Source organism: Bacillus sp. ok061 (genome assembly GCF_900108285.1).
Lineage (GTDB): Bacteria > Bacillota > Bacilli > Bacillales > Bacillaceae_G > Bacillus_A > Bacillus_A thuringiensis_S.
In genome coordinates, this window is sequence record NZ_FNUW01000061.1 from 1,655 (window position 1) to 9,992 (window position 8,338).

Here is an 8,338-nt window from a genome sequence, read left to right on the forward strand (position 1 = left end):
GGAGCAACAGGTCCATCCGGAGCAACAGGAGCAACGGGAGCAACCGGGGCAACAGGTCCAACAGGACCTACAGAGCAAGTTGTTGCAGGAACCTTTACAGGTTTTAATACCTCAGTTGGTTCAGGTGCGATTATACCAACACCTCGCACTAGTCCATTTAATACACCTGGTGCATTTACTGTAAATGGAGATGGTTCTATTACAGTAAATCAAAGTGGAACATATGCTATTGATGCAAGGGTACAAACAGATATTAATTCTGGAACAGGTGATTTTGTTGTTTCAGTTAATGGTGGTAATTCTAGCGTACCATATTATAATCATGGTACAGTAGTAGTTTCTGGTGGTAATATAAGTGGAGTTGTTACGATTTCTACAATTATTACTTTAAATGCAGGTGATAGAATATCAATACTAAATGTAGGGACTGATACTGTTCCTTTATTACCAGAACAACCATTAGCGCAATCTCAATCACCAACAGGTGCTTTAAGATTAATTCTATTAAATACTTTATAATTGGTTTAGATAAAGTGTATTACAAGCTTAAATTTATAGCATTAGTCAACGGTAAGTGGAACGAAGTGAGCATTAAGGAGTTGACTAATTCCCAACACCCCAATCCCCTCAAAAATGAGTGGATTGGGGTATTTCGTATGTTAGTGGACATGAAAGACCGATTTTGGGTATTACGATGTCTGCTAATGATACTTATAGGACATTAAGTATTAAATTTATCTAGGTTTGCTCAAATGACATCGCCGTTCTAAGTTAACTTAAATGCACACAAAACCTTAGTATAACTAGGATTAACTTAATCAATCGCTATACCATATGATGTGCCCTAATGCTTGTTGCGTTATCATGTTCCATTTCTACACAAAGGCCGGTATATGTAGATAGGAAGTGAAACAATTTGATTTTTGGTTATGCTCGTGTCAGCACAGAAGAGCAAAATCTTGATATGCATATAGATGCTTTGCAACAATATGGTATAGATAAGTTATATCAAGAGAAAATGACAGGGACAAAAAAAGATCGTCCTCAGCTCGAAGAGTTGCTAAAGGTATTACGTAAAGGCGATAAAATAGTCGTTTACAAACTTGATCGAATTTCTCGATCTACAAAACACCTAATTGAGTTAAGAGAAAAATTCAAAGAACTTGGTGTAGATTTTATTTCTATTCATGACAACATTGATACATCTAATGCTAGGGGGAAGACCACAAAAACATACAGATAAGGTAGAAATGGCTCTTAAAATGTATCAAAGTAAAGAATATAGCATTAAACAAATTACAGAGGCTACCGGTCTAAGTAAAACAACATTGTATCGATACATTAACAAATAACCTCATTACTTTTATAAATGGAGGAAATATTATGAGAGGAAAAGAACTTCTCACACCTGTACAAAGGGAAGAACTATTATATATTTCTGTTGAAGCAGAACATGAGCTAGCACTGCATTACACATTCTCTGCAGAAGATCTTGAGATTATTAATCAACATCGTAGGGATCACAATCGCTTAGGATTTGCTGTTCAGCTCTCTCGGCCCATTGAACATGGTTTCCTTGGTAGTTACGATAAGTTTCGAGCCAACTAAAAAAGGGAGTAAGCATTGTAAATATGATAGAGCAGAGCTATTGTCTATTTTCCTAATGCAGTCATGGTAAAATTTGTTAACGGTAAAACGGCTGATTACTATGGTCAAATACAAGTAATCCATACCGACTTTTAACACCATCGGGGCAGTAACTATACCAGTATTTAGTTGTCATAAACAGTCACCTTCTTTGCACTTTTAAAAATTAATCTTCTAACCAATTGTAAAGATGAACTTGTTGCTTATATGTTTTGCTCTCATTGTTATGTATTGGATTGTAGTCTTGTTGAGTGAGGTCGTATAAATGTTTGCCTTGTTTTCGTGGTATTTTCACAAGAATAGAATCAGGACTCCAATTTTCTCGAATGGCTTTTTTTATGAATCCATTTGGGTTTTTCACTTTTGTAGGAGATTGTTGGATGATAAGGAGTATTTCTAGTGTTCGTTTAATCCCTACAACATTAAGGATGGATATTATGTCCTCAGTGGGTGAAGCTAGGGTAACAGCTTTATAAGCAAGCTTAATCAGTCCTGTATCATCAACATCAGATTTTACTTGCTCGTAGGGGTTTTGCTCTGTTGTTCCGACAGGAACAATAATTTTGTTGAGATTTGATAAGTCACTTTCTGGGATTCTCCAACCTTCTTTATCACTGTTTCTATATGAGTTAGGTAATTTACCAGCACGAATCCATCGTTTTACTGTTTCTTCGTGCTTCCCTAGAAGATCAGCAATTTCTTTGACTGTGTACTCTTTCATTAATATCCCCTCTTTCAAATGTATGTTCTGTTTTTACAACAAGTATACAATTATTGTAAAAAATAACTCATTTTACTTATAGTGGTAAATAAGAGGTCGTTTAGTAGGGGTCTTATAAATAAAAAAGATACACCACTAATAGTTTGTGATGTACCAATATTTATATAATGTGGAACATTCTATTTAGGGTATAGAAATTAAAGGCTAAATTACTATTAATATCCCCTTAGTTTTACAGTGTAATTATTAGGTTTTTTAGTTGGCATTTTTACTCTTTCTAGAAGAGTGTGTACCAAATATTGCTCCGATTAAAGTCATAAAAATTGCACTCCATGCTGCAAATGACATCATTACACCTCCTAATAATAAATTTTTGTAACTATATATTTTATTATATCTGAATTCATGAATGTTAGGTAGCAAAAAGGTTAGAAAGCTAGACGAAATCGTTATTTCATTGTAAGTAAAAAGAGCACACATATAAGCATGCTCTTCGATAAGAAAGGTAGATTTCTATGAGTGGAGAGTCTCCATACAATAACATATGCTTGTCCAGTTGAAAGGTGAAAAGTATTTTTCGAAACCAGCAACAAATGAATAGAGCACCTTGGGAGAAAGAAGCCCTAAAGGTGAAGGTACTGTAGAAAGTATTCGGTTTAGTATATGCAATTTATTTAGAAAGTGTTTTTAATCAAAATGCTATTTGAATAATCCTGGGAAAATACCGAAGACATCTAAAATAATTAAGAGAGCAACCCTAATTACCCAAAATAAACATTTAAGAACTTGGAGTGTTGTTTTCATTAATTAGCCCCTAAGTTTTTAATTATTTTAGGTATTTAGGCAGATTTTTATACAAATAAATAAAAATGTCATTTGAAGGGAGAGTGATCAGGATGGAAATTCAATATGATGCCCAGGGCAGAATGAAGTACCATCCGAATCATAAGAAGCCATACACAACGAAAGAATTAGCCTACATATGTAAGTATTATGGATTCGTAAAGGTGAAGGGAATCTCTTTATCTCTAGGTAGAACGGAAACGACGATTAGGCAGTTGGTTAATGTTTTAAGGAAGAATGGGATGTTAAAAAAATACAAGGCTATGGGTGAGTAATGACAACAAAAATTTCATTTTGTAGAAAAACACCAAAGTAAAACGAGCACTTGTTCCAGAGTGCTCGCATAAAAACATTCCATGTATTGGGGTTGTGTTTGTAAGTCATGAACCAGTGAATGGATGAAAAGTAAGGTTCAAGATAGTTTATTCATTTTAAAGCAAATAGGAACTTGTACGACAAAAAGAGCAGCTAGTAAAAGCTAACTGCTCCATTACCAAAAAAGGCTTCAGGCTACAATCACTGTTAAGAAAGCAGCTTATGATTAGTATGTACAGAATAGTGAAGATTATTCGGATGAAAAAAGAGCACCTTCGAACAGTGCTCTTCCTCGGAGTTAATGTTAACTATTTAAGCAGGTTCTATGAAGGTGTATTGAAAAGTGTTCAATACAAAGTATGTTGCTTCATAAAAAAGGTGATGGAAAAATAAAGAGAGCAGCTAGCAAAAGCTAACTGCTCATGTAAGAAAATCGGAGAAAGATAACCATGTGTCTACAGTATTGACAGGATATTTAGTTTTATTCAGGGGGGAGAAGTAGGCTATCAACATGAAGATGTTCCAATTCATATCCTGTAAGTAATAAATTAATGACGGGATAGATGGAGAATGGATGATTCGATTAAGGAGATAGTTGGCGCTTGGTTTATTGCAATAGGGACAATTATTGCTGCGATTGGGAGTACACCTTTTAAAAGAATGAACAGTGGATTAAGAAAAGACTTGGATATATGGGGGAATGTATTACAGGCAACAGGGAACGGTCTGGAAGCTGATGGGCAAGGAGGAATATCTCTCTTGAATTGATTGGGAGCAAAATCCAATCACTTGGTAATGTAACGGTTATAACAGGACTCATTACAGATTTTGAAGATGAAACACAAAAAAATAGTGATTACAGGGAATTGGCTACAAGCATTAGGTGGGGAAATAGAGGATAGTTCCAATATAGATGAATCATTGTGTTACAAGTGACTGGTAATTCATTGCAGGCTGAAAGCTAGTCGGGATAAAGTGGAGGGAATTTTGGAAGGCGATGATGAGGATGGACAGCTTATAGTGATTACGTGTCTCATAAAGTTCCTCCTGATGGAAAATTGAAGTCTTCATCTTACACTTATCGATTCCCATTTCTTATACACGATCTCCAGGACCAACATACTAAAAACTGATTCAAATAAGGTAAGTGAAGAAGGTCAGTTTTTTTACAGATTCAAAATCCCAAAGCACCCACCACCCTTTCTTCACTTCTACTATATAAAAAATAGTAGTGCGAACCAATGCCTTGGTCTGCACTACTAATCTTAGTATATTTTCTTTGTTATATAGAAATTACACATTAAGGATTAGGTATATTCAAGAATTTTGAACAGACACTGAGAAAGGTTCATTGTGTTCGCTACTCGCGTTAACACTTGACGAAAAGGCATCTTAATTAGGTGCTTTTTTGTTTGCGACTTTCGAGATGGATGTGCATATATTGGAATGTGTAGATGGAAACCACTTTATATATCAGAGCACCTACCAATTATGGGTGCTCTTTTAAAATGATCTTATTCATATCGAAATTGTTTTAACATATAATAAGGCGAGGGTAGGGAAAAGAGTCAACGATACTCTAATAATTCGAAAGAGCGTCTATTGCAGGCGCTCTTTTATCTTGAACAAAATGGACATTTGGTTAGGAGGATGAATGATGGAGGAAGTAAAAGAACCTAGAAATAAATTAGAAATTAGAGTCTGTGTTGATACTGATGAAGCGCAGGAGAGAATTGAACGATTAACACAAGCTGCTGAAAAATGCACAAAAGCGTTTGAAGAACTAGGAGATGTAATTGCTAGTGTAGGGGCTTTGATGAGTAGTTCTAATGAAGAACCAGTAAGCCGAGGAGAACTTATTGAACATATGATGAAGAGAAAATAATGATTAAATCAATAGCAATTATCGTAGGCGCTGCGGTGATCTGGTGGGCGCATGGGTGCTCTATTTAATTATGCAAACCATATCCATGTAAGAATGATAAAAGCAAAGATAATAATTAGTATTTGTAAGAATTTCATAAGATGCTCCTTTTACAATAGTGTGTGCAAAGGAGTGACGAAGTATTCTGTAATCTGGGTGGCGTCTTGTTTGTTGTTAAGGAAAGATAAGCGCAAACGTGTTGCATTTAGGGAGAAGGGGTGAGGGAATGCATTGGTTAGATTTCTTAATTGGTTGTTGTGCATGTTCTGTATTCGGGATTATATTTTGTTCTGTACAAGATATAATGGGAAAACGTGATATTAGATCGGTACAGAAAGAAACGGAGCAATTGAAGTCAATGAGGAATGATGAGGGGCGAGAGGGATGAGTGTTGGTATTATCGTTATATGTGGGCACATATTACCTTCGTGTTGGTTTATTGAAGATTTTCAAACAAATGAACCAGTAAACTTATACGAAGAAATGCCAATGTATATAGAATATAACCCTAAATTAGAAGTATAAATTATAAATGGATATAAATATATGTTGTTCTGTAAGAAGACTATATATCATTCTGCGGAAAAATCCTTTTTAGGGATTATTAAGGGGAATTACAAAAATGCAGTTGAGATCCTTATTGATTTAGAAAAGAAAAATGGTATGCTAACACCAATGCAATATTGTTATTTAGGAATATCGAAGAATGATATTTCTTTAATTGAAAAGTCAATTATGGTACTAGAGTGTGCTAGTAATAGGTTCTATTGTAGATTACCTAAAAAAATAGTGGTAGAATTTGATAGAAATGGTATAGTGTACGAAGGTGGTGCTATATGAAGAAAATATTAGTTGTATTAACTAGTATCGTTTTAGCAGCAGGAATTGTCTACACCTCTGCTGGTAGTAAAGAGCAACCAAACAATTTAGTGAAAAAAGATTCAGAACAATTATTTGCTAGAATGAGTGACTCTGGAAGTGGAATGGGTTGACTCTTAAATGATTCGGGTGCGATTGTCTCAAAAGAGGCAATCGCATTTGTTGTTTTTAGGGATATTTCCAAATTATCGATTTTGGAATTTGTGAGATGATTGTGAAAGATTCACAATCTAACGACAAGTAATAAATTAAACTTTAACTCCTAAAATTGAAACATTAAATCGAGTTTCTTCCTATTATATACGTACTAAAATAATGAATTTCCTATATCTATTGTGGCCAAGTTTTGACGTCTTGTACGCTCTCTTAAATAACGTTCTGTAGTCATGATAGATTCATGCCCTAAATAGTCCCTTATTTTTTTTAATTCAACACCCTTTTCCATTAAGTAATTAGCCATGAAATGCCTACAAGTGTGAGGAGTGATTCTATCCTGTCGGTAACGCAGAAAATCTAAATTTATTTCTTCTATTTTTTTGGCAACAAGAGAAGAGAGATAGTCCGCTCGATAATTAGATCCATCAGCTTTAGGGAGAAAAGCGGAGGTACTCGATGCATCTAGTTCTGTTGTTTGTTTACGTAAACTTCGAACATGGCATAAAGCATCCAATGCATCTTCAAAGATGCGAACTTCCCTACTTTTATTCCCTTTACCAATAACACGAAGTAGATAGGCATTTAAAGATGAATGAAAGACCAAATCTGCCCATTTAGCAGTTGCGATTTCTTCGATTCGTAGTCCTGTTGTAGTTAACAAGAAAAATGCAGTGTAAACAAAATAGTTGGATTTTTTCAGTTCATCTAATATCTGGGTAACTTCTTCTGGATAAAGGTCACGATTGACTAGCTCTTCTTTTTTTACGGATACTTTTTTAAGGCGACTACTAAAGTTGTCTGAGAGTCCATTGTTATCATACACATATTTTAAAAACTGCTGAATCACTGTTTTCTTTTTGCGTAATGTAGTGGCAGCATATTTTTTGCTTAATTCATAGAAATAGATTTCCATCTCATTATGGGATAATTCCTGGATGGTTCCAATTGATTCTTTTATGTAACGAAGAAAATGAGAAAGATCGTGCAGATACTGTTGTTTGGTTCGCTCACTTCTTTTTTTGGTTAAAGATGGCTCATCGTGTAAAAATAGATAAACCAATGATTCTTCGCTTAATTGCGAATAATCAATATTACGGATACCTAAACCCATAATGTTTTCAAAATGACTACTATCAAAAAAATCTGATTTTGATTTTACAATTTGGTTATTATGTTCGTAATTTATAATATTCAAATTTAAACACAACCTTTTATAGAATGAAATAGTAAACAAATATTTTTATATAAATTTTTATGATTCTAATTATACCACAATAAACTTATAATTTATCGTGGTATAAACTTAAATGATTAAAATTATATTTTTACTTTAAAATTTAACGTTTCTGTTTAGGTAATGTATAATGGAAATATTAAATTGATTTTTTTGTACATTTCAATCCAAATGCGGTAGGAGGAGATTTTTTTTGACTCATCTTCGTCTGAAAATTTCACCTGAAATCCATAAATTAGAAAGTACACATTGTTCAATTTGCCCTCTGAACAACCTATCAGTGAATTGTACAGATGAGCAAGAACAGGCAAAACAGAGAAACTACAAACATTGTAAAGGTTGCTCCATTTTTGATTCCATCCGAGAAAAAGGAGATCAATTGAATTCTTTATCGAAAAAGAGTACATTTAATAAGGTGCGAGAACGTAATATGGAAAATCCATTTAAGTATTTGCAGTATAAGGAGTACTCAATCACAGATGTAGTAAAAGAAACCGGTTTAACAAAGTATCAACTAAGAAAATTTAAAGAACAGCTAGAGTGAAAGTTTCGAATGAGGTGAGATATGAGCTATTTATCTTTAGAAGAGGTATGCGATCGGGTAGGTCTAACAAAAAAT

Annotated in this window: 8 protein-coding genes and 5 pseudogenes; 11 read left to right on the forward strand and 2 right to left on the reverse strand. The window is 34.2% G+C overall.

Going from position 1 to position 8,338, the window contains the following annotated elements; genetic code table 11:
- The 3 pseudogenes from C4S65_RS34795 to C4S65_RS33130 all read left to right on the forward strand — a co-directional run.
- Nucleotides 1-519, forward strand: a pseudogene (locus tag C4S65_RS34795) (hypothetical protein); the annotation flags it as partial.
- Between the two features lie 397 nt (nt 520-916).
- Nucleotides 917-1,352: pseudogene (locus tag C4S65_RS33125) on the forward strand (recombinase family protein).
- 31 nt (nt 1,353-1,383) lie between these two features.
- Nucleotides 1,384-1,551, forward strand: a pseudogene (locus tag C4S65_RS33130) (DUF4158 domain-containing protein); the annotation flags it as partial.
- A gap of 262 nt (nt 1,552-1,813) precedes the next feature.
- On the opposite strand, the gene C4S65_RS33135 reads toward C4S65_RS33130, so the two are convergent.
- The gene (locus C4S65_RS33135) at nt 1,814-2,368 is read right to left on the reverse strand and encodes a helix-turn-helix domain-containing protein (protein ID WP_103945895.1); all 555 of its coding nucleotides are present in this window, start codon (nt 2,366-2,368) and stop codon (nt 1,814-1,816) included.
- An 896-nt stretch (nt 2,369-3,264) separates the two neighbouring features.
- Between C4S65_RS33135 and C4S65_RS33145 the strand changes: the two genes are divergently transcribed.
- The 7 genes and pseudogenes from C4S65_RS33145 to C4S65_RS34810 all read left to right on the forward strand — a co-directional run bounded on the left by C4S65_RS33145 (nt 3,265) and on the right by C4S65_RS34810 (nt 6,442).
- Nucleotides 3,265-3,486, forward strand: a complete 222-nt coding sequence (locus tag C4S65_RS33145) for a DNA-entry nuclease (RefSeq protein WP_103945897.1) — start codon at nt 3,265-3,267, stop codon at nt 3,484-3,486.
- Nucleotides 3,487-4,096: 610 nt separating this feature from the next.
- A pseudogene (locus C4S65_RS35745) lies at nt 4,097-4,555 on the forward strand (hypothetical protein); the annotation flags it as partial.
- Nucleotides 4,556-5,183: 628 nt separating this feature from the next.
- The gene (locus C4S65_RS33165) at nt 5,184-5,411 is read left to right on the forward strand and encodes a hypothetical protein (RefSeq protein WP_103945898.1); all 228 of its coding nucleotides are present in this window, start codon (nt 5,184-5,186) and stop codon (nt 5,409-5,411) included.
- A 265-nt stretch (nt 5,412-5,676) separates the two neighbouring features.
- Nucleotides 5,677-5,838: a hypothetical protein gene (locus C4S65_RS34800; RefSeq protein ID WP_181032173.1), complete on the forward strand. Its 162-nt coding sequence runs from the start codon at nt 5,677-5,679 to the stop codon at nt 5,836-5,838.
- Entirely contained in the window at nt 5,835-5,975 is a 141-nt protein-coding gene (locus C4S65_RS34805) for a hypothetical protein (RefSeq protein WP_181032174.1), read from the forward strand. The genes C4S65_RS34800 and C4S65_RS34805 overlap by 4 nt, the downstream gene beginning before the upstream one ends.
- 42 nt (nt 5,976-6,017) lie before the next feature.
- A pseudogene (locus tag C4S65_RS33175) lies at nt 6,018-6,290 on the forward strand (AimR family lysis-lysogeny pheromone receptor); the annotation flags it as partial.
- On the forward strand, nt 6,287-6,442 hold the full coding sequence (locus C4S65_RS34810) for a hypothetical protein (protein ID WP_181032175.1): 156 nt from the start codon (nt 6,287-6,289) through the stop codon (nt 6,440-6,442). The pseudogene C4S65_RS33175 and the gene C4S65_RS34810, both read left to right, overlap by 4 nt.
- A gap of 194 nt (nt 6,443-6,636) precedes the next feature.
- Here the strand turns inward: C4S65_RS34810 and C4S65_RS33180 are convergent, their stop codons facing one another.
- On the reverse strand, nt 6,637-7,680 hold the full coding sequence (locus C4S65_RS33180; protein WP_076775905.1) for a site-specific integrase: 1,044 nt from the start codon (nt 7,678-7,680) through the stop codon (nt 6,637-6,639).
- A 232-nt stretch (nt 7,681-7,912) separates the two neighbouring features.
- Between C4S65_RS33180 and C4S65_RS33185 the strand changes: the two genes are divergently transcribed.
- The gene (locus C4S65_RS33185; protein ID WP_103945900.1) at nt 7,913-8,263 is read left to right on the forward strand and encodes a transposase; all 351 of its coding nucleotides are present in this window, start codon (nt 7,913-7,915) and stop codon (nt 8,261-8,263) included.
- The last annotated feature ends 75 nt before the right edge of the window (nt 8,264-8,338 follow it).

Bases quoted from the DNA above. Each gene is read 5' to 3' on its own strand.
- C4S65_RS33135 (WP_103945895.1), bottom strand. From the start codon at position 2,368: ATGAAAGAGTACACAGTCAAAGAAATTGCTGATCTTCTAGGGAAGCAC.
- C4S65_RS33145 (WP_103945897.1), top strand. From the start codon at position 3,265: ATGGAAATTCAATATGATGCCCAGGGCAGAATGAAGTACCATCCGAAT.
- C4S65_RS33165 (WP_103945898.1), top strand. From the start codon at position 5,184: ATGGAGGAAGTAAAAGAACCTAGAAATAAATTAGAAATTAGAGTCTGT.
- C4S65_RS34800 (WP_181032173.1), top strand. From the start codon at position 5,677: ATGCATTGGTTAGATTTCTTAATTGGTTGTTGTGCATGTTCTGTATTC.
- C4S65_RS34805 (WP_181032174.1), top strand. From the start codon at position 5,835: ATGAGTGTTGGTATTATCGTTATATGTGGGCACATATTACCTTCGTGT.
- C4S65_RS34810 (WP_181032175.1), top strand. From the start codon at position 6,287: ATGAAGAAAATATTAGTTGTATTAACTAGTATCGTTTTAGCAGCAGGA.